The following is a 19,634-nucleotide window of genomic DNA, read 5'->3' as shown; positions in this document are numbered from 1 at the left end:
CTTTACAGTCTCTCTTTTTTTATTGCTTTAATTTTTTGAAAAGTTGAGAAGCAAAAACAAAATCATTCAACTCAGGACTATCTGAAGTAATGATTGAGTCTTTATCGCCATGCCAAGCTAATTTCCCCTTATTGATAAAGGCAATATTATCGCCTATTTCAACAACTGAATTCATATCGTGAGTATTTACCACAGTAGTAATATTATATTCTTGTGTGATTTCATGAATAAGATTATCAATTATGATAGATGTTTGAGGGTCTAATCCTGAATTAGGCTCATCGCAAAATAAATACTTAGGATTCATAGAAATTGCCCGAGCAATAGCCACACGTTTAATCATTCCCCCACTTAACTCTGCTGGAAAAAGATTGTTTACATTATTAAGGTTTACTCTGTTTAAACAAAAATTTACTCTATCTCTCTTCTCCTCCTCGCTCATGCCAGTAAACATATTTAGAGGAAATGCAATATTTTGCTCAACAGTTAGATAATCAAATAAAGCTCCGCCTTGAAACAGCATGCCAATTTGTTGTCTAAGCTCTCTCTTGTCTTTTTTATCTAACTCTTCAAATGAAGCACCGTCAAAAATAATATTACCAGAATCAGGGGTATGTAGCCCTACCATACACTTAATCAATGTAGTTTTTCCAGAGCCGCTAGCACCAATAACCAAATTAGTTTTACCCGCTTCAAATGAAAAAGAAACGTCTTGTAAAACGTGTTTGTCGCCAAAGGACTTGTTTATTTTTTCAACTTTTATCATGCTAGCATAAGTTGAGTGATTACAAAATTGATAATCAAAATCACAATACAACTGAATACTACTGCTTTTGTGCTTGACTTACCAACAGCAATAGCTCCGCCGTCGGTATAATATCCAAAGAAAGAGGATATGGATGATATTGCAAAGGCAAAAAATACGGTTTTCACTAATGCATAAAAAATGTAGAATGGCTGAAACCAATAGAGTAAACCCTGTAAAAATTCTGCTTTACTAATAATTCCACCTAATGTTGCAGCTAAAAAGCCGCCAAACATTCCAATTGCCATACTGATAATTACTAAAATGGGGAAAAATAAAACTGAAGCAATGATTTTGGGTTGTATGATGAAAGCAGAAGAATTGATTCCCATAATCTCTAGAGCATCTATTTGCTCAGAAACCCTCATCGTACCTATTTCAGAAGCAATACTTGAGCCTACTTTACCAGCTAAAATTAAGGCTATCATGGTAGGTGAAAATTCAAGAACCAAAGACTCTCGTGTGGCAAATCCAATTAAATATTTTGGAATGAAAGGATTGCTTAATTGTAAACCTGTTTGAATGGTAACAACAGCACCCATAAACAAGGAAATGATAGCTACAATGGTAAGAGAATTTACCCCCAACTTTACCATTTCATCTAAAATCCTACTTAAATATACCTTTCTATTTTCAGGTCTACTAAACACATTCCCCAATAAGGAAAGGTACTTACCAAACATTTTAAGACCATGTATCATATTCTTCAAAAATAATAATATTTATTGCCTCAATCTTAAAACCATATAGTATTTTTGAAAATAGTATTATATTCAACTATGAATAAAGCAAAAAAAATATTTTTCTTTCTGTTTTTTTCTTGTTTTCTGCTCAGCTTATCTTCCTGCGGAATTTTAAAAGAAGACTGCGACTGCCCAAGCTTTTCGAATACAGTAGAAGAGGTAGAAAAACATACTTAATTTTCCTTTAGATTAATTCTAAATAAGTAACTTAGCGGCATGAAAAACCTAAGTAATTTAGAACCTGGAGAAAAAGCTGTCATAGATTCTTTTTCTGATAAGGAGTTGGCACTAAAACTCATGGAAATGGGATGCCTTCCAGGTGAACGAATTTGCATTGAGCGTAAAGCTCCATTAGGTGATCCCATAGCTGTTTCCATTTCAGGATATTTGTTGAGTATGAGAAAATCAGAAGCTGAAACCATATTTGTAAACGAAATCAAATAATCGTTGACGCTTTCTCAAAAAATTAAAGTAGCCTTAGTTGGAAATCCGAATAGCGGAAAAACAACCTTATTTAATGCCCTCACTGGTTTAAATCAAAAAGTGGCAAACTTTCCAGGTATAACAGTTGACAAAAAAGTCGGTGCCTGTCAAATTTCACAATTAGCAAGTAAAAATAAAGTCGATACTGAATTTATTGACCTGCCAGGAACGTATAGTCTTTACCCAAAATCTGTTGATGAAAGTGTATCATTTCAGATTCTTTGTGACTCTAAGAACGAACACCATCCTGATGTAAATATCATCATTGCTGACGCATCAAACCTTAAACGTTCTTTGTGTTTAGCCACTCAAGTTATTGACCTTAATACGCCTTGCATTTTGGCTCTTAGCATGATGGATTTAACTATTGCCGATGGTGTCGAAATTGATATAAGTTTACTTAGTGAGCAACTTGGAATTCCTGTAGTCCCAATTAATGCAAGAAAAAAGATCGGTATAGGTAACCTAAAGCAGGCAATCATCAAAGTCATAAACGATTTTGAAACACCCAAAAGCTTTGTTGATATTAAAAACCTAGCACCCGAACTCATTGGTAAGATTCAAAACAAGTTAACTCTCAAAAGTGATTACAACGCTTTTCAAATCGCATGTAATTATAAAACCATTACTGGCATTTCTGAAAAAGAAAAAACACACTTTGAAGAACTTTCTAAAGAGTTAAAATTCAATCCGAAAAGGTCACAAGCCACGGAAACGGTAAGACGGTATAAAGCCATTGATAAACTTATTGAGTTATGTATAAAATATCCTGAGTTTAGCAAAAACAATAGCCTCACTCAGAAGTTAGATAATATACTTACTCATCCAATTTTAGGCTTTGGGATTTTCCTAGCTGTTTTATTTCTCATTTTTCAGGCGGTATTCTCTTGGTCAGAATACCCCATGGAACTTATTGATAATGCGTTTGCTCAACTCTCACAATTTGTTGCAAACTCATTGCCAGATGGAGCCCTCAATAGTTTAATTGTTGATGGTATTATTGCTGGACTTGGAGGTATCGTAATTTTTGTTCCTCAAATCGCCTTTCTTTTTGCATTTATTGCCATACTTGAAGATACTGGCTATATGTCAAGAGTAAGCTTCATAACCGACAAATTACTTAGAGGCTTTGGACTTAGTGGGCGTTCTATTATACCATTACTAAGCGGTGCTGCATGTGCTATTCCTGCCGTAATGTCGGCACGTACTATTCCTAACTGGAAGGAAAGAATAATTACAATTATGGTCGTTCCTCTTATGAGCTGTGCTGCAAGACTGCCTGTTTACACCTTGCTCATTTCCATGATGATTCCTGCCGAGCAAAAATGGTTGATCTTTAACCTTCAAGGACTTACTATGATGGGCTTCTACCTAATAGGCTTTGTATCGGCAATTTCTATAGCTTGGATGATGAAGTATATTTTAGAGTCCAAAGAAAGAGGCTATTTTGTAATGGAAATGCCAACTTACAAAGTCCCTGACTGGAAAACTGTTGGCTTAACAATATTTGAAAAGGTAAAAGTATTTTTGATTGATGCTGGAAAAATTATTGTCGCTATATCTATCGTTCTTTGGGGGCTTTCCTCCTATGGTCCTTCAGATAAATTCCAGAAAATAGAAGAGAAATACCAATATTCTGAAAATGCTGAAGTAGAAATAGCTAGTGAAAAATTAGAAGCTTCATACGCAGGTATAATTGGAAAAAGTATTGAGCCGGTAATTAGACCTCTTGGTTTTGATTGGAGAATTGGAATTTCACTCATTACTTCTTTTGCTGCTAGAGAAGTTTTTGTCGGAACAATGTCAACTATTTATAGTGTTGGCGATGCCGATAACACCAAATCTATAAGGGAAAAATTAATGTCCCATAAGAACCCAAAAACTGGAGAAGCATTCTTTACGCCGGCAGTAGCACTATCACTTATGCTCTTTTATGCCTTTGCAATGCAGTGCATGAGCACATTAGCTATTGTTTTTAGAGAAACAAATAGCTGGAAATGGCCCATAATACAATTTGTATACATGAGTCTCTTAGCATATCTAGCTAGCTTTGCAGCTTACCAAATATTGAGTTAATGCAAAAGCTAGACTCATTTCTTCCTGAAGAATCTGTTGATACTATAAAAAAGTGGTTAACAGATTATAATTGCCAATTATCAATCAAAAAATCGAGAGCTACTAAATTAGGTGATTATCGTTTTTACAAAGGTCAACACCATATTTCAATTAATAATGACCTAAACTCCTATTCTTTTCTCATTACCTTAACTCATGAGATTGCTCATATGTTGGTAAAAGAAGAGTATTCACCTAGAGTTCTTCCTCATGGTAAAGAATGGAAAATGACCTTTCAGAAGCTTATGATTCCCTTCTTACCTATTTTTCCAGAAGTAATACAAAAACGGCTTGCTGCTCATTTAAAAAATCCAAAAGCATCCACAAGTTCAGATTATGAGCTTGTAAAAGCCTTGAGGCAATTTGATGAAAAACCTATTCTAACTATTTCTGATATAGCCGATGGAAGTGTTTTTGAAACCTCAAATGGAAAGAAATATATAAAAGAAAAAAAAATAAAAAAACGGTATCAGTGCAAATCCCTTTCTAATAACAAAAGGTACCTATTTAACCCATTAGCAGAGGTTAAAATTTGATTTCGTACTTTTACAACTCAAACTTCAGAAGCATATGAATACTAATAATTTTGCTGTAATAATGGCTGGCGGTATAGGCTCTCGATTTTGGCCTATGAGTAGAAGTACATTTCCTAAGCAATTTTTAGATATACTCGGAACAGGAGAAACCCTAATTCAACAAACCTTTAGAAGATTAAATAACTTTTGTCCTACAGAAAATATACTGGTCGTTACAAATGTAAATTATAAAGACCTCTGTGTTGAACAATTAAAGGATATAAAAGAGAGTAATATTTTATGTGAACCTGCCATGAGAAATACGGCACCTTGCATCGCATATGCTTCTTTTAAAATCCACAACATAAACCCTGAAGCAAATATAATTGTCGCCCCTTCTGACCACCTCATTACTAATGAGAATGAATTTACAAGAATCGTGAATGAGTGCTTTGAAGTTTGTTCAAAAAACAGCTATTTATTAACTCTAGGGATTAAACCTTCAAGACCTGATACAGGCTATGGATATATTCAGTTTAATGAGGAAAAATCAGAGTTTAGCCAACATATACATTCGGTAAAAACATTTACTGAAAAACCTACCCTTGAGCTTGCCAATCAATTTCTTGAAAGTGGCGATTTCTTGTGGAATTCTGGTATTTTTATTTGGAGCGCTAAGTCTATTACGCTTGGTCTAAGAAAACACTTAAGGGATTTATACGACACTTTCCATGATGGGATTGACTACTTCAACACTGACCAAGAGGAAGAATTCATAAATAGAGTTTTCCCGGGTTGTAAGAGTATTTCTATTGATTATGGACTAATGGAAAAGGCCGATAATGTGTGTGTGTATCCTTCTGATTTTGGATGGAGCGATTTAGGAACTTGGGGGTCATTACACAATCATCTAGATTTAGATGAAAATAATAACGGTATTATTGGTAATGGTGTTATGCTTTATGACTCCAAGAATAACATCATTTATGCTCCGAACAACAAAGTAGTAGTGGTTGAAGGATTAGAAGACTATATTGTAATTGACAATGACAACACCCTATTAATCTGTAAGAAAGAAAACGAGCAACAAATCAAGCAGTTTGTTAGTGATGTAAAACGAAATAAAGGAGAGGATTACGTCTGATTTATTTCAAACTTCCACACATATCTTCAGGTTTAACCCATTCATCAAATTCTTCAGCAGTGAGGTAGCCTAAGTTTACAGACTCTTCTTTTAAAGTAGTGCCATTTTTATGAGCAGTTTTGGCAATTTTAGCTGCTTTTTCATAACCGATTTTAGTATTCAGAGCCGTCACTAGCATCAATGAATTATCTAAGTTTTTCTTCAAATTCTGATGATTTGGCTCAATACCTACGGCACAGTTATTATTAAAAGATACACAAGCATCCGCAATTAATCGTGCAGACTGTAAAATGTTTGCTGCCATCATTGGTTTAAACACATTAAGCTCATAATGTCCTTGCAAACCACCTACTCCAATTGCCACATCATTTCCCATTACCTGGGCACAAACCATAGTTAATGCTTCACATTGAGTTGGGTTAACTTTTCCAGGCATTATTGATGAGCCTGGCTCGTTTGATGGTATAGTAATTTCTCCAATGCCACTTCTAGGTCCTGAAGCTAGCAATCTAATGTCATTTGCAATTTTATTTAAAGAAATAGCCAATTGCTTTAATGCCCCATGTGACTCCACAATGGCATCATGAGCGGCTAAAGCTTCAAACTTGTTTTCGGCACTAACAAAAGGAAAGCCAGTAAACTCAGCAATCTTTTGTGCTACTAATTCTGCATATCCATCAGGGGTATTAATCCCCGTTCCTACAGCGGTTCCACCTAGTGCTAATTCAGAAAGGTGACTTAACGTATTATTTAGTGCTTTCAAACCATGATCTAGCTGAGACACATAGCCAGAAAACTCTTGCCCAAGTGTTAATGGGGTAGCATCCATCAAGTGTGTTCTTCCAATTTTGACCACTTTCATAAAGTCTTTAGACTTCATAGCCAATGTGTTTCGTAATAACTCGACTGCTGGAATAGTGGTTTCCACAATCATTTTGTATGCTGCAATATGCATTCCTGTTGGAAAAGTATCATTGGAAGACTGTGATTTGTTTACATCATCATTTGGATGAATAAATTTATCTGTGTCGGAAAGACTACCTCCATTAATAAAGTGACCTCTGTTGGCTATAACCTCATTGGTATTCATATTTGACTGTGTACCAGAACCTGTTTGCCAAATCACTAATGGAAATTGATCATCTAGCTGACCATCGAGAATTTCATCACAAACTTGAGAAATCAAATCTCTTTTTTCAGTAGAAAGCACACCTAATTCACAGTTAGCATGTGCTGCAGCTTTTTTTAAGTAAGCAAAACCATAGATAATTTCTAATGGCATACTGGAGGAATGACCTATTTTGAAATTGTTTCTTGAACGTTCAGTTTGAGCACCCCAATACTTGTCTGTAGGTACTTTTACTTCTCCCATTGTATCTTTTTCAATTCTATAGCTCATGATTTTTTTATTAGATAATTAACGCTTACTTTTGCACAAAGTTAATTCAAAATATAAGATATGTTTATTGGTTTTCTACTCTTTTTAGTTATCGCAATTATGGCGTTCTGGTTACTTACTTTCATTATTGGCTTTTTGCCTTACTGGATTGGCGCTTGGTTTATCGAGTCTTATAAAAATAAAGACTTGGTTGAAGAACTAGAATAGTCTTACAATACATTCAATATATTTTCTAGTGGTCTTCCAACTACCGCTCCCTTACTGCTAAGAACTATTGGTCGCTCAATGAGTTTAGGGTTACTAATCATTGCATCAATCAGCTCACCATCACTCAGCTCTTTTCCTTTATAATTTTCTTTCCAAACAGATTCATTTTTACGAACTAAGTCAATAGGTTTAATATTTAAATCATTGATTATCCGCGATAATTGTTCAACTGTCAATGGTTTTTTTAAGTATTCTACCACCGTAGTCTTACAGCCTTTGCTTTCTAATAAAGATAATGCCTGTCTGCTTTTACTACATCTAGGGTTATGATAAATTGTAACTTCCATAATATTTAATTTTGTCCAAATTCCATTAAATAAGCTTTTATAAAATCGTTGATTTCACCATCAAGGACTGCCTGAGTGTTTGAGGTTTCGTGCTCGGTCCTTAAATCCTTTACCATTTTATAAGGATGTAAAACATAATTTCTAATCTGCGAACCCCATTCTATTTTTTTCTTTGAGCCCTCAATTTTATCTTTTTCTGCTTGTCTTTTTCTGAGTTCTATCTCGTATAATTGAGATTTCAAAAGCTGTAGGGCTTTGTCTTTGTTTTCTAATTGAGAACGTGTTTCTGAATTTTCAATAATTATTCCAGTTGGTGCATGCTTTAATCTAACTGCAGTCTCAATTTTATTAACTCCTTGACCACCAGCACCGCCGGCTCTGAAAGTATCCCAGCTTATTTCTGATGGGTTTATTTCAATCTTTATAGAATCATCGGCAAGTGGATATACAAATACAGATGAAAAAGAAGTGTGTCGTTTTGCATTTGAATCAAAAGGGGAAATACGTACTAACCTATGCACACCGTTTTCTCCTTTGAGGTTTCCAAAAGCAAAGTCGCCTTCAAATTGTAAGGTAACGGATTTTATTCCAGCAGCATCTCCAGACTGAAAATCGAGCTCTTTGACTTTGAATTTGTTTTTTTCGCCCCACATGATATACATACGCATTAGCATCTCTGCCCAATCTTGACTTTCTGTACCTCCAGCACCAGGGTTTATTGTCATTATAGCAGGAAGATTATCCTCCTCCTTACTAAGCATATTTTTAAATTCTAAATCGGAAAGCTTTTGTAAACACAGTTCGTATTGCTGATTCAATTCTGATTCTTCGACATCACCTTCAGCAAAAAACTCAAATAAAACTGATAAGTCATCAAAGCTTTTTTGTAGTTCATTAAAAGCGGTGACCCATACTTTTTGCTTATTAATGTTTTTTAAATGTTGTTCAGCCTTTTTAGGGTCATCCCAAAAATCTGGAGCTTGGGCCTGTAACTCCTGCTCCTCAACAAAACTCTTTTTATCTGAAATAGACAAAAACCCTTCTAATTCAGAGATTCTAGTTTTTATATTTTCGATTTGTTCTTCACCAACCATTGACTACAAATTTAATGTTTTAAAGTTTGCGCACACATTCCCAAATAAGTTCAGACTCAAAGCCTTTTCTAAGGATATAGTCAACTACTTTTTTCTTTCTTACAAAGGGGTTTTTATCCTTTAACATAGCGTATTTTTTGTCCACTAATTGCGTTATGGTTTCTAGATAATCATCTTCGTCTATTTCTTGCATCCCTATTGAAATACAACTTTTAGGAACTTTTAATTTAGAAAGTTCAAATGCTATTTTTCGTCTTCCCCATTTTTTAATTTTGAACTTACCACTACAAAACGCTCTTGCAAATCGCTCTTCATCGACAAATTTATTTTGAATGAGCTCAACCAAAATGTCTTCTGATAATGATGGGCTTAATCCATAGCTTTTGAGTTTTGTTATGACTTGAAATTGACAGCGATCCATAACCGCACAATAATGTTGGATTTTTTCTTTGGCAACTTTTATATCATATATTTTATCCCCCATCCTTTCAAAGGTAGTATTTTTGTACCCAATGAAAAATAAAAAAGCAATAGGCTTATTATTTCTTGCAAACATCATCTCTGGCTTCGCTCAAGGAATTAGTATGATTGCCATTCCTTGGTATTTTGCAGATATTTTAGGGATGAGTGGCACCTATGCAAAGGGTTATGCTCTACTTACCTTTTTTAGTTTATTCTGGGGACTATATTCTGGCACCTTAATAGACAAATACTCTAGGAAAAAACTATTCCTTTTTTCTAACCTATTTTGTGCAATTATCATAGGAACTATTGCATCCTACGGAATAATTAATGGCTCTACCCCATGGTTTCTAGCCCTTGCTGTCTTTGGCACTACTATGCTACATTATAATATTCACTATCCGAATTTATACGCTTTTGGTCAAGAAATAACTGAGCCTAAAAATTACGCTAAACTTAATGCCTACATTGAAATACAAGGCCAGTCAACAAGCATATTGGCGGGTGGTTTTGCTGCTATATTATTGACGGGGACTACTGATGGCACATTGAATCTTTTAGGCTTGAACATCCCCTTACCATTTAGTTTTGTAGCTTGGGAAATTCATGAAATTTTCTTGATGGATGCTCTTACATACATGTGTGCATTCATAATTATTTTATTTATTAAACACGTTCCCTTAGTTAAAAAAGAAATTGACACAGGAAGTATGTTCACTCGCCTTTACAAAGGGTTTAAATTCCTTAAAGAAAATCCTTTATTATTTGTTTTTGGAGTTTGTTCATATGCCATTTTTACCTTTTTAATTGTAGAGATATTTGTGCTAGTCCCAGCTTATGTAAGTCATTACCTTAAAGAGAGTGCTGATGTCTTTGCCTCTTCTGAGGTATACTACTCTATTGGTGCATTATTTGCAGGTTTTGGAATACGTGCAATTACCAAAAGAACTGATATCGTCACTAGTATCATCATTTTAATGGTATTAACTATTATCTCGTGCATACTATTAACATTCACTAAAAGTGTAGCCATATTATTTGCAATGAGTTTACTGATTGGATTGTGTAATGCAGGTACACGAATACTAAGAATCACCTATATTTTTGAAAAGGTGTCAAACGATATCATTGGTAGGAGTGGTAGCGTATTTAATTCTATCAGTATTATTATCAGAACAATTATGATAATACTTTTCTCAATGCCATTCTTTGCATCCTCAGAAAATATTAGGTATGGGTACTTGGTTGGTGCAGCCTTTCTAGTTATTGCACTTATTCCGCTTGTAAAAAATCGCGATAAATTGAAAGGGTTGGAAACTGTTTCCCCCTAAACGTTTATTACTTTTCTATCTTTGTTAAAGAAACGGTATTGTAATAAGTGATATCTAGTATCTTCTTCAACTCTAAGCTTACAACCGTAGTCACTAGCCCATGTTCGGCGTTGATTTTTGAACCATCCTTTATTAATGTAACTGGCAACAAATGGGTGCGTTTTAAGAATAACATCGTCACTTTTATCAACAGCTTTGGCTAGTTTCTGACCAATTTCGTCAATGAGCAAAATACTTGCTTCGATTTTGCCAGTACCTTTACAAGATGGACAGCCTTCTTTAGTTTCAATATCTAAAACTGGTCTTACTCTTTGCCTAGTAATTTCTACTAAGCCAAATCTTGAAGGTGGAAGAATGTGATGTTTTGCCTTATCATCTTCCATAAAACCAACTAATGATTCGAATAGTTTTTTTCTGTTTTCACTATTGTACATGTCAATAAAATCAACCACTATGATACCACCCATATCACGTAAACGCAGTTGCCTTGCAACTTCCTCTGCAGCAATTAGATTTACTTCTAAAGCATTTGCTTCTTGGTCTTGCTTTGAGTTTACACGTTTACCACTGTTTACATCTATAACATGCATAGCTTCTGTATGCTCAATTACAAGGTAGGTACTCTTGCGCATGGTTACAGTTTTTCCAAAGGATGATTTAATTTGACGTTCGATCTGGAATTTTTGAAATAATGGCACATTGCCTTTGTATAATCTGACAATTTTCGCCTGATCTGGAGAAATTGTAGTGATATAGTCTTTAATTTCTGAGTGAAGTTTTTCGTCATTCACTAATATAGAAAGAAAGTCATCATTTAAGACATCACGTAATAAAGAGGCTGTTCTGCCTAATTCACCTAATACTTTAGCTGGCGGATTAACCTTCTTTATATGTTTGGACATTTGTTGCCACTTCTTATACAGAAACTTTAAATCTGAATCAAGTTCAGCAACCATTTTGCCTTCAGCTACAGTTCTAATAATTACTCCGAAACCAGCAGGCTTTATACTTTGGACTAATTTTTTTAATCTTTTCTTTTCTTCGTTTGATTCTATTTTTTGTGAAATAGAAACCTTGTTTGAAAAGGGGACTAACACCATGTAGCGACCGGCTATGGTTATCTCGGTAGTAAGTCGTGGACCTTTTGTTGATATTGGCTCCTTAGCAACTTGTACAAGGATATGATTTCCTGATTTTAAAACATCGTTAATTGAGCCAGTCTTGTCTATCTCAGGCTCATGCTTGAAGTTTCTGAGAGAAGCTGTATTTAGCTTTCCTCCGATGTTTTTTTCAGTAAATTTTTGGAAAGTTTTGAACTTAACTCCTAGGTCAAGGTAGTGTAAAAAGCCATCCTTTTCGTAACCTACGTCAACGAAAGTGGCATTTAAACCGGTAATAATCTTTTTGACTTTTGCTAAAAAAATATCACCAACTGAGAATTTTGTTCCTACTGGTTCTTTGTGTAGTTCTAGTAATTGCTTATCACGAAGTAAAGCAATAACAACCTCGTTAGGTCTAGAATCTACTAGCAATTCATATTTCAAAATAAAGTGGCATACAGGAATACATTCCTACACAAGATAGGATGTATCCCTAGATTGATACTAGTAGAGATATTCTACTTTTTCTTGTGTCTATTCTTTCTTAAACGCTTTTTACGTTTATGAGTAGCCATCTTATGTCTTTTTCTTTTTTTTCCGTTCGGCATAACCAAATGTTTTTTTATGTTTTTTTAATTCCTTTTACGTTCAGAAAAATTTAAAGTTGAACGTTAGTCTTTACTTTATTAACAAATTCTTTTGAGGGCTTAAATGCTGGAATATTATGGGCAGGAATGATAATTGTTGTGTTTTTCGAAATATCTCTTCCTGTTTTTTCCGCTCTTTTCTTCACAATAAATGATCCAAAACCTCTCAAAAACACATCTTCACCATTGGAAAGAGAGCCTTTGACTTCATGCATAAATGCTTCTATAACCGCCTGAACATCAACTCTTTCTACACCAATTTTGTCTGAAATGGAGTTTACAATTTCTAACTTTGTCATAACCTCAATCTTAAAAAGATGCTTAAATGTTTTAAATTTGCTGCAAATATACTCACTTTTTATTTAAATTTTGATACTTAGCAGTACTTTTAACACCTTATACTCAACGACTTAATGCAATTTTCACCTCAAATTATAAGCTGGTACTTAGAATTTAAAAGAGACTTGCCTTGGCGAAACACGACAAACCCCTACAATATTTGGCTATCAGAAATCATCTTACAACAAACTCAAGTAAAACAAGGTTTACCGTATTACGAAAAGTTTATAGGTCATTTTCCAAGTGTAGAACATCTGGCTAATGCTGATGAAGAAGAGGTACTTAAACTTTGGCAAGGACTGGGGTATTATTCCAGAGCAAGAAATCTACACTTTGCTGCAAAACAAATCGTTCTTATGGGTGCTTTTCCAAAAAATTACAAAGATATTTTGAGCCTCAAAGGTGTTGGTGAATATACTGCTGCTGCTATTTCTTCATTTGCTTACAAACTGCCTCACGCAGTTGTTGACGGAAATGTATTCAGATTACTTTCAAGGTTTTACGGAATAGATTTAGCGATAAATAGTTCTGGAGGAAAAAACCATTTCACAAAACTAGCTAACACGCTTTTAGATGTTAAGCGTCCAGACATACATAACCAAGCTATTATGGAGTTTGGTGCTTTGATGTGTAGACCTAAAAATCCAAATTGCGAGCAATGCCCATTAAGTGATGAATGTATTGCCTTTAATACTAATTCTATTGAATCCTTTCCTGTAAAGATAAAGAAGAGTGAGTCGAAAACGCTATATTTTGACTACTTCTTCTTCAAGTTTAACGATAACACATTGGTAAATAAACGTATTGAAAAAGGCCTATGGATGAATTTATTTGAATTTCCGTTAATTGTAAATACTGAGAAAAAAATAGAGAAACGCATTTTGAAAAATGACACATTTCAGAAATGGACTAAAAATTCTAGCATTGAAGTTGCCTCTGTTAAAGAAATAAAACACATTTTAAGTCATAGGGTAATACATGCTCGTTTTTGGGAAATAAATTGTAATAATCAACTTCAAAATCATTCATTTAAAACTATTAAAATTGCGGATTTGAATATGCTTGCCATTCCGAGGCTAGTTGAAAAATACCTTAACTTAATAAATTAACTCATTTATTTTTTAATTATATTTGGATATGAATGTGAAACCCTTAAATCATAAAAAATGGCTAGCGTAAACAAAGTAATTCTAGTTGGAAATCTAGGAAAAGACCCTGAAGTAAGGCATTTTGAAAACGGCGGCTCTTTAGCCCGTTTCCCAATAGCAACTTCCGAAACTTATACTAAAAAAGACACTAACGAAAAAGTGACACAAACTGAATGGCATACCATTGTAGCTAGAGGCGGATTAGCTGCAAAAGTAGTGGAGCCTTACCTCAAAAAAGGAAATAGTGTATACATAGAAGGCAAACTGAGAACCCGATCCTGGGAAGATAAAGATGGCGTGACAAGGTATACAACTGAAATAATGTGTGACAACTTAGAAATGCTTGGTAAAAAATCTGACAACTCTGAAAGTATTGTTGATGCCTACAGTAGTGCAACTCCTCCCGTTCAAGATGCACCTGACGACGATTTACCATTCTAAATTTTAACTTAAAAGATAACTTTTGGACGAAGACCCTGAACAGATCATCACCTTTTTATTAACTATTGCTAACCAAAGCTTTGACATGAGCTTAGTATTTGCTGTGTTCAGCATATTACTTTTGCTAATTTTTTCGGCTTTAATTTCAGGTTCTGAAGTAGCTTTTTTCTCGTTAGATTCATCAAAGCTTGATACCAAGGATATAGATTCTATTAGCCAGATTAAAAAACTCATGCAGAAGCCTAATCACTTATTGGCAACAATTTTAATCTCAAATAATTTTATAAATGTTGCTATAGTTATGCTATCTACATTCATAACTAATCGATTATTTGATTTTACCAATTTTCCAATTTTGAGCTTTATTATTCAAGTAGTAGTAGTAACATTTGCTTTATTACTCTTAGGCGAGGTAATCCCAAAAGTTTATGCTAACCAAAATACATTAGCCTTTGCTAAAATGATGAGCACACCTCTTAGTATTCTTTCAAATTTTTTCAAACCCTTAAGTCAATTACTAGTTTCTTCAACCTCGATTATTGAAAAAAGATTTAGATCGAAAGGTTATAAAATTTCAGTAGATGATTTATCTTCTGCTCTTGATTTAGCAGGAGAAAACGACACCAAAGAAGAAGAAAAACGAATTCTTAGAAGTATTGTGGAGTTCGGCAATATTCAGGTAAAAGAAATTATGAAGTCAAGAGTTGATGTTACAGCTATTGAACAGAATACCGACTTCAATGAGGTTAGAAAAACGGTTATCTCTTGTGGATATTCAAGAATTCCTGTTTTTAAAGAAAATTTTGACACCATTTTGGGTATTCTATACATCAAAGATTTACTGCCCTTCCTGGAAAAGGACGCCTTCGATTGGGTTAAACTTATTAGAACTCCTTTCTTTGTTCCGGAAGGAAAGATGATTGATGACTTAATGAAAGAATTCCAAGAAAAAAAGACTCATCTTGCTGTAGTGGTTGATGAATATGGTGGGACTTCGGGAATTGTTACTCTTGAAGATATTATCGAAGAAATTGTAGGTGATATTAATGATGAATTTGATGACGATGGAATACAATTTTCTAAATTAGATAATGCTAATTTTATTTTTGAAGGTAAAACATCTTTAAACGATGTGCTTAAAACAATTGATGGGGAAATTGATTTTTTTGATGATATAAAAGGTGAATCAGACACTCTTGCTGGCTTAATTCTTGAAATGAAGGGCGACATCCCTAAGCATGAAGAACGACTTGTATTTAAGCAATACACCTTTACGGTTGAATCTGTTGATAGAACAAGAGTTAAACGTATTAAAATCACTATTGATGAATAGGTTTTTACTGATATGTCTTGCCTTGACTGTTTTCGCCTGTAACGATAGTTATACTCCAAAACCAAGTGGCTACCCTAGAATTGATTTCCCTCAAAAGTCTACCTTTTTAGTACAGAATCATTGTCCATTTAGCTTTCAACAACCATCGTATACTGCTCTAAATTTTCATGATGAAAATAAGTTTTGGTTTGATTTAGAGTTTACATCTCTAAACGGAACTCTTCATATGAGCTACAAGCCTTTGAATAATAACTTGTATAATTTTACTGAAGACAGTAGGGAATTGGCTTATAAGCACGCACAAAAGGCTGAAGCCATCAGCGAACAACAATTCCTGAATGATTCTCTTGGGGTCTATGGAATGGTATATACTTTTCAAGGTAATACGGCCACTCCATTACAGTTCTTTTTAACTGATAGCACAAAGCATTTTGTTAGAGGGGCATTGTATTTCAATACGGCTGTAAATGATTCTATTATTCCTATCAGTAATTTCATTAAAGATGATATTTACAAAATCATTGAAAGCTGGAAATGGGAATAAAAAAAGCCCTTACCAAACGGCAAGGACTTTTCTTCAACTGAACTAAACTTTATTAACTACGACAATATTGATTTTACAATTTGAGCAATGAGTTTGCCATCTGCTCTTCCAGCTAATTGCTTATTAGCAGCGCCCATTACTTTACCCATATCTGCCATGCTTGTAGCCCCCATTTGGTTGACTACTGAAGATACCGTTTCACGGATTTCATCCTCACTTAGCTTTTCTGGCAAAAACTCTTCTAAGATTGATACTTGAGCTAATTCATCATCTGCTAAATCCTGACGGTTTTGCTCAAGATATATAGCTGCTGCATCTTTTCTTTGCTTAACTTGTTTTTGTATGATTTTTTGCTTGGCAGCATCATCTAGTTCTCCTGCACCCTTTTCAGTTTGTGCCATTAAAAAAGCAGATTTAATTGCTCGCAATGATGAAAGCCTTACCGAATCTTTAGCCAACATGGCTTCTTTAATGTGTTTATTAATATCCATGATTAGTCAACGTTATCGTGTAAGAAATTATTGGGCTTTATTCCAATATTTTTATCGTCGTCTTCTCCAAGAACATAGTTTGGCGCTTCAGATTCTGATGAGTGTGTAACATCATCAAGCTCTACTTCACGTCGCTTATATGCTGGCTCACTCTCTAAGTCTGTAAGTCCTGATGGGGTGCGAAGCTTCATGGTTATTTCTCTAAGTCTGTCCATTCTCTGACGACTTCTTAGTGCCATTTGCTCGGCTGAAATACCATGATTAATTTGAGTAAACTCATCTTTCTCAACTTCATCTTTTAATTCTGTGATTACTTCTTCAGCCTCTTCCTCCATTTCTAGAGTATGAACTATTACTTCATTTTCGTCGATATTATCTTCTTCTACTACTTCTGAAATGATTTCTTTTTGTGGCTGAGTGTTTTCAGTTTGAATTGGGAAATCTATTGGACTTTCTTCTGAAGGCTCCTCTTCTAATGAGAAATTAATCGTAGGTGCTTCAGCGTCTAACTCAAAGTTTAATGTCCCTTGTGGCGTTTCGTCAGCATCAAGTTCTGTTGTAGAATCGTTAACATCTTCATCTATTATAACATCGGCTTCTGTTTCATCATTTTCTAGGTCATAAACTTTTGGCGTTTGTGGTTTGGCAGGACCTAAGTTTTTATTGACTTTAAAGCCTGTTGCGATAACAGTTACACTAATTTCATCATCCATTCCTTCTTCTACGCCAATCCCTTCAATGATATTTACATCTGAACCAGCGACATCTTGAATATGTTTTTTAATGTTGAATAATTCGGTCATTCTAATTTCTTTTTCACCTGGGCCGGTTACAATCTTAAGAAGTACTTGCTGTGCTCCTTTAATATTGTTATCGTGCAAAAGTGGTGAATCTAGTGCCGCTTCAATAGATTCAATAGCACGGTTTTCACCTGATGCATACGCTTGTCCCATTACGGCACTACCGCTGTCTTTTAATACTCGCTTGGCATCATTAAGGTCAATGTTAACCATTAATGTTTGTGAAATAACTTCAGCAATTCCTTTTGTAGCAGTATTTAACACTTCGTTAGCTTTAGCAAAGGCTCTACTCAGTGTTAAATCTCCATATACTTCAATTAGTCTATCGTTATTGATAACTAAAAGTGTATCTACGTTTGCTCTTAATTCTTCAAGTCCTTGCTCGGCATACTGTTTTCTGTAGCCACCTTCAGTCCAAAAAGGAACGGTTACTACAGCTACTGTAAGGATTTCTTTTTCTCTTGCTACACGAGCAATTACTGGGGCAGCACCTGTACCGGTACCACCACCCATTCCAGCAGTAATGAAAAGCATTTTTGTATTGCTTTCGAGTAGTTCTTCAATACGGTCAATACTTTCTTCTGCTGCTTTTCTACCAATTTCAGGATTAGCTCCAGCTCCTAACCCTTCGGTTATTTCTGCACCAATCTGAATTTTGGTTGTGATTGGACTAGCTTCTAATGCTTGCAAGTCTGTATTGCAAACAGCAAAGTCAACCCCTTCGATTCCATGTTCATACATGTAGTTCACAGCATTGCTACCACCTCCGCCAACACCTATCACTTTGATGACCGATGATTGGTTTTTTGGTAAGTCAAATGCTAATACACTTTCGTTTGTCATTGTCTTAGTTATTAATTTGTTAATAGTTTAGTTTATTCGTCGTTTGTTAAAAAATTATCAATTTTATCGAGCATCTTCTTAAAGAAGTCGCCCATTCCTCCATTATTTGTTGTTTTACTAGAGTTTGTACTTAGCTCATCGCCATTATCTTCTTCTAAAAATTTCATTACTAACCCTACACCTGTAGCATACATTGGGCTACTTACATCTATCGGTGAATTGGATGATAAATGCTCGTTTGGATAGCCTATTCTACATTCTATTCCGGTGTGGAATTCTACTAATTGTCCAATGTGTTTAAGTTGGCTGCCACCACCTGTAAGCACAATTCCTGTAATTAGTTTTCTTTCATAACCTGAGTTTTTAATCTGATGGTGTACTAACTCAATGATTTCTTCTACTCTAGCTTGAATAATATTGGCTAAGTTTTTGAGTGAGATTTCTTTTGGTTCTCTTCCTCTTAATCCTGGAATTGACACAATCTCATTTTCTTTATTCTGACTTGCAAGGGCAGAGCCAAATTTTACTTTTAAGAGTTCTGCTTGATTTTCTAATATGGAACAGCCTTCTTTAATATCTTGTGTTATAATGTTTCCTCCAAAGGGAATTACTGCAGTATGTCGTATTATTCCGTCTTTAAAAATAGCAACATCAGTAGTTCCTCCTCCGATATCTACAAGTGCAACTCCAGCTTCTAATTCTTGAACATCTAGTACAGAAGTGGCAGATGCTAAAGGCTCAAGGGTAAGGTCAGTCATGGCAAGACCAGCATTATTTACACACTTTTTAATATTAGAGATAGCGGCTGTCTGACCGGTTATAATATGAAAGTTAGCTTCTATCTGAACGCCGACCATTCCTCTTGGGTCTGGGAAATTATCTTGCTTATCAACAATATATTCTTGAGGTATAACGTGTATGATTTCTTCGCCTGGCACCATCACTAGTTTGTACATGTTTTGCATTAGCTTGTTGATGTCGGCATCATTAATCTCCGTTTCTAGATTTTCTCTGACGAGTTGGCCTCTGTGTTGTAAACTTTTTATGTGCTGACCTGCAATACCAACATTCACATTTTTAAGTTCTAATCCTGAAGAATCAATGGCTTCTTCCAAGGCTTTTTGAATGGATTGAGTGGTTTTATCAATATTAGACACAATACCACGCATAACACCTGTTGATGGTGCCTTACCCATACCAAGAATTTCTATTTTACCGTGTTCGTTTTTTCGACCAATAATAACAGTAATTTTAGTTGTACCGATATCTAAACCAACGGCTATTTTTGTGAGACTATCCATAT

General features: G+C 34.8%; 20 protein-coding genes. 9 read left to right on the top strand and 11 right to left on the bottom strand.

Going from position 1 to position 19,634, the window contains the following annotated elements; translation table 11 throughout:
- Positions 1-19: 19 nt before the first annotated feature.
- Positions 20-766 (bottom strand): ATP-binding cassette domain-containing protein, encoded by a 747-nt coding sequence (locus tag ISP73_02595; protein MBL6657475.1) that lies wholly within the window; start codon positions 764-766, stop codon positions 20-22.
- Complete coding sequence (locus tag ISP73_02590; protein MBL6657474.1) at positions 763-1,506, bottom strand: ABC transporter permease; 744 nt, start codon at positions 1,504-1,506, stop codon at positions 763-765. The genes ISP73_02595 and ISP73_02590 overlap by 4 nt, the downstream gene beginning before the upstream one ends.
- A gap of 258 nt (positions 1,507-1,764) precedes the next feature.
- On the opposite strand from ISP73_02590, the gene ISP73_02585 reads away from it, so the two are divergent.
- From ISP73_02585 to ISP73_02570, 4 genes are read left to right on the top strand one after another with little or no spacing between them, the layout of a single operon-like run.
- Positions 1,765-1,992, top strand: coding sequence for a ferrous iron transport protein A (locus ISP73_02585; protein MBL6657473.1), 228 nt, complete (start codon positions 1,765-1,767; stop codon positions 1,990-1,992).
- A gap of 21 nt (positions 1,993-2,013) precedes the next feature.
- Complete coding sequence (gene feoB / locus ISP73_02580; protein MBL6657472.1) at positions 2,014-4,107, top strand: ferrous iron transport protein B; 2,094 nt, start codon at positions 2,014-2,016, stop codon at positions 4,105-4,107.
- Positions 4,107-4,682, top strand: coding sequence for a SprT-like domain-containing protein (locus ISP73_02575; GenBank protein MBL6657471.1), 576 nt, complete (start codon positions 4,107-4,109; stop codon positions 4,680-4,682). The genes feoB and ISP73_02575 overlap by 1 nt, the downstream gene beginning before the upstream one ends.
- Positions 4,683-4,716: 34 nt before the next feature.
- Entirely contained in the window at positions 4,717-5,805 is a 1,089-nt protein-coding gene (locus ISP73_02570) for a mannose-1-phosphate guanylyltransferase (protein MBL6657470.1), read from the top strand.
- A gap of 1 nt (position 5,806) precedes the next feature.
- Here ISP73_02570 and fumC read toward each other — a convergent pair whose 3' ends face one another.
- From fumC to ISP73_02550, 4 genes are all read right to left on the bottom strand, one after another.
- On the bottom strand, positions 5,807-7,204 hold the full coding sequence (fumC, locus tag ISP73_02565; protein ID MBL6657469.1) for a class II fumarate hydratase: 1,398 nt from the start codon (positions 7,202-7,204) through the stop codon (positions 5,807-5,809).
- 209 nt (positions 7,205-7,413) lie between these two features.
- On the bottom strand, positions 7,414-7,758 hold the full coding sequence (gene arsC / locus ISP73_02560; GenBank protein ID MBL6657468.1) for an arsenate reductase (glutaredoxin): 345 nt from the start codon (positions 7,756-7,758) through the stop codon (positions 7,414-7,416).
- A gap of 5 nt (positions 7,759-7,763) precedes the next feature.
- Entirely contained in the window at positions 7,764-8,852 is a 1,089-nt protein-coding gene (prfB, locus tag ISP73_02555; protein ID MBL6657467.1) for a peptide chain release factor 2, read from the bottom strand.
- Positions 8,853-8,871: 19 nt separating this feature from the next.
- Entirely contained in the window at positions 8,872-9,336 is a 465-nt protein-coding gene (locus ISP73_02550) for a RecX family transcriptional regulator (protein ID MBL6657466.1), read from the bottom strand.
- A 28-nt stretch (positions 9,337-9,364) separates the two neighbouring features.
- On the opposite strand from ISP73_02550, the gene ISP73_02545 reads away from it, so the two are divergent.
- Complete coding sequence (locus ISP73_02545) at positions 9,365-10,645, top strand: MFS transporter (GenBank protein MBL6657465.1); 1,281 nt, start codon at positions 9,365-9,367, stop codon at positions 10,643-10,645.
- Here the strand turns inward: ISP73_02545 and ISP73_02540 are convergent.
- Both ISP73_02540 and ISP73_02535 read right to left on the bottom strand, forming a co-directional pair.
- Entirely contained in the window at positions 10,642-12,189 is a 1,548-nt protein-coding gene (locus ISP73_02540) for an Rne/Rng family ribonuclease (protein MBL6657464.1), read from the bottom strand. The genes ISP73_02545 and ISP73_02540 overlap by 4 nt on opposite strands.
- A 214-nt stretch (positions 12,190-12,403) precedes the next feature.
- On the bottom strand, positions 12,404-12,691 hold the full coding sequence (locus ISP73_02535) for an integration host factor subunit beta (protein MBL6657463.1): 288 nt from the start codon (positions 12,689-12,691) through the stop codon (positions 12,404-12,406).
- Positions 12,692-12,805: 114 nt separating this feature from the next.
- On the opposite strand from ISP73_02535, the gene mutY reads away from it, so the two are divergent.
- The 4 genes from mutY (at position 12,806) to ISP73_02515 (ending at position 16,197) form a co-directional block, all read left to right on the top strand.
- Positions 12,806-13,840: an A/G-specific adenine glycosylase gene (mutY, locus tag ISP73_02530; protein ID MBL6657462.1), complete on the top strand. Its 1,035-nt coding sequence runs from the start codon at positions 12,806-12,808 to the stop codon at positions 13,838-13,840.
- Between the two features lie 57 nt (positions 13,841-13,897).
- The gene (ssb, locus tag ISP73_02525; GenBank protein MBL6657461.1) at positions 13,898-14,320 is read left to right on the top strand and encodes a single-stranded DNA-binding protein; all 423 of its coding nucleotides are present in this window, start codon (positions 13,898-13,900) and stop codon (positions 14,318-14,320) included.
- Positions 14,321-14,405: 85 nt separating this feature from the next.
- Positions 14,406-15,653, top strand: coding sequence for a gliding motility-associated protein GldE (gene gldE, locus ISP73_02520; protein ID MBL6657460.1), 1,248 nt, complete (start codon positions 14,406-14,408; stop codon positions 15,651-15,653).
- Complete coding sequence (locus ISP73_02515; protein MBL6657459.1) at positions 15,646-16,197, top strand: gliding motility lipoprotein GldD; 552 nt, start codon at positions 15,646-15,648, stop codon at positions 16,195-16,197. The genes gldE and ISP73_02515 overlap by 8 nt, the downstream gene beginning before the upstream one ends.
- 56 nt (positions 16,198-16,253) lie before the next feature.
- Here ISP73_02515 and ISP73_02510 read toward each other — a convergent pair whose 3' ends face one another.
- Genes ISP73_02510 through ftsA form a run of 3 tightly spaced genes read right to left on the bottom strand, consistent with a single transcriptional unit; the run spans position 16,254 to position 19,632 of the window.
- On the bottom strand, positions 16,254-16,688 hold the full coding sequence (locus tag ISP73_02510) for a GatB/YqeY domain-containing protein (GenBank protein ID MBL6657458.1): 435 nt from the start codon (positions 16,686-16,688) through the stop codon (positions 16,254-16,256).
- A gap of 2 nt (positions 16,689-16,690) precedes the next feature.
- A complete protein-coding gene (gene ftsZ / locus ISP73_02505; GenBank protein MBL6657457.1) occupies positions 16,691-18,331 on the bottom strand; it encodes a cell division protein FtsZ in 1,641 nt (546 codons plus the stop codon).
- A 32-nt stretch (positions 18,332-18,363) separates the two neighbouring features.
- Entirely contained in the window at positions 18,364-19,632 is a 1,269-nt protein-coding gene (ftsA, locus tag ISP73_02500; protein ID MBL6657456.1) for a cell division protein FtsA, read from the bottom strand.
- Positions 19,633-19,634: the final 2 nt, after the last annotated feature.

The organism is Flavobacteriales bacterium, assembly GCA_016779935.1.
Taxonomy (GTDB): Bacteria; Bacteroidota; Bacteroidia; order Flavobacteriales; family UBA7312.
The sequence above is the reverse complement of the archived record's forward strand: the minus strand, read 5'-3'. Positions and strand labels throughout refer to the sequence as shown.

What these genes read in the sequence shown, in the direction of transcription:
- ISP73_02590 (MBL6657474.1), bottom strand. Translation starts at nt 1,506, where the DNA reads ATGATACATGGTCTTAAAATGTTTGGTAAGTACCTTTCCTTATTGGGG.
- ISP73_02550 (MBL6657466.1), bottom strand. Translation starts at nt 9,336, where the DNA reads ATGGGGGATAAAATATATGATATAAAAGTTGCCAAAGAAAAAATCCAA.
- arsC (MBL6657468.1), bottom strand. Translation starts at nt 7,758, where the DNA reads ATGGAAGTTACAATTTATCATAACCCTAGATGTAGTAAAAGCAGACAG.
- ssb (MBL6657461.1), top strand. Translation starts at nt 13,898, where the DNA reads ATGGCTAGCGTAAACAAAGTAATTCTAGTTGGAAATCTAGGAAAAGAC.
- gldE (MBL6657460.1), top strand. Translation starts at nt 14,406, where the DNA reads ATGAGCTTAGTATTTGCTGTGTTCAGCATATTACTTTTGCTAATTTTT.
- ISP73_02535 (MBL6657463.1), bottom strand. Translation starts at nt 12,691, where the DNA reads ATGACAAAGTTAGAAATTGTAAACTCCATTTCAGACAAAATTGGTGTA.
- prfB (MBL6657467.1), bottom strand. Translation starts at nt 8,852, where the DNA reads ATGGTTGGTGAAGAACAAATCGAAAATATAAAAACTAGAATCTCTGAA.
- mutY (MBL6657462.1), top strand. Translation starts at nt 12,806, where the DNA reads ATGCAATTTTCACCTCAAATTATAAGCTGGTACTTAGAATTTAAAAGA.
- ftsA (MBL6657456.1), bottom strand. Translation starts at nt 19,632, where the DNA reads ATGGATAGTCTCACAAAAATAGCCGTTGGTTTAGATATCGGTACAACT.
- ISP73_02515 (MBL6657459.1), top strand. Translation starts at nt 15,646, where the DNA reads ATGAATAGGTTTTTACTGATATGTCTTGCCTTGACTGTTTTCGCCTGT.
- ISP73_02570 (MBL6657470.1), top strand. Translation starts at nt 4,717, where the DNA reads ATGAATACTAATAATTTTGCTGTAATAATGGCTGGCGGTATAGGCTCT.
- ISP73_02510 (MBL6657458.1), bottom strand. Translation starts at nt 16,688, where the DNA reads ATGGATATTAATAAACACATTAAAGAAGCCATGTTGGCTAAAGATTCG.
- fumC (MBL6657469.1), bottom strand. Translation starts at nt 7,204, where the DNA reads ATGAGCTATAGAATTGAAAAAGATACAATGGGAGAAGTAAAAGTACCT.
- ISP73_02595 (MBL6657475.1), bottom strand. Translation starts at nt 766, where the DNA reads ATGATAAAAGTTGAAAAAATAAACAAGTCCTTTGGCGACAAACACGTT.
- ISP73_02575 (MBL6657471.1), top strand. Translation starts at nt 4,107, where the DNA reads ATGCAAAAGCTAGACTCATTTCTTCCTGAAGAATCTGTTGATACTATA.
- ISP73_02585 (MBL6657473.1), top strand. Translation starts at nt 1,765, where the DNA reads ATGAAAAACCTAAGTAATTTAGAACCTGGAGAAAAAGCTGTCATAGAT.
- ftsZ (MBL6657457.1), bottom strand. Translation starts at nt 18,331, where the DNA reads ATGACAAACGAAAGTGTATTAGCATTTGACTTACCAAAAAACCAATCA.
- ISP73_02545 (MBL6657465.1), top strand. Translation starts at nt 9,365, where the DNA reads ATGAAAAATAAAAAAGCAATAGGCTTATTATTTCTTGCAAACATCATC.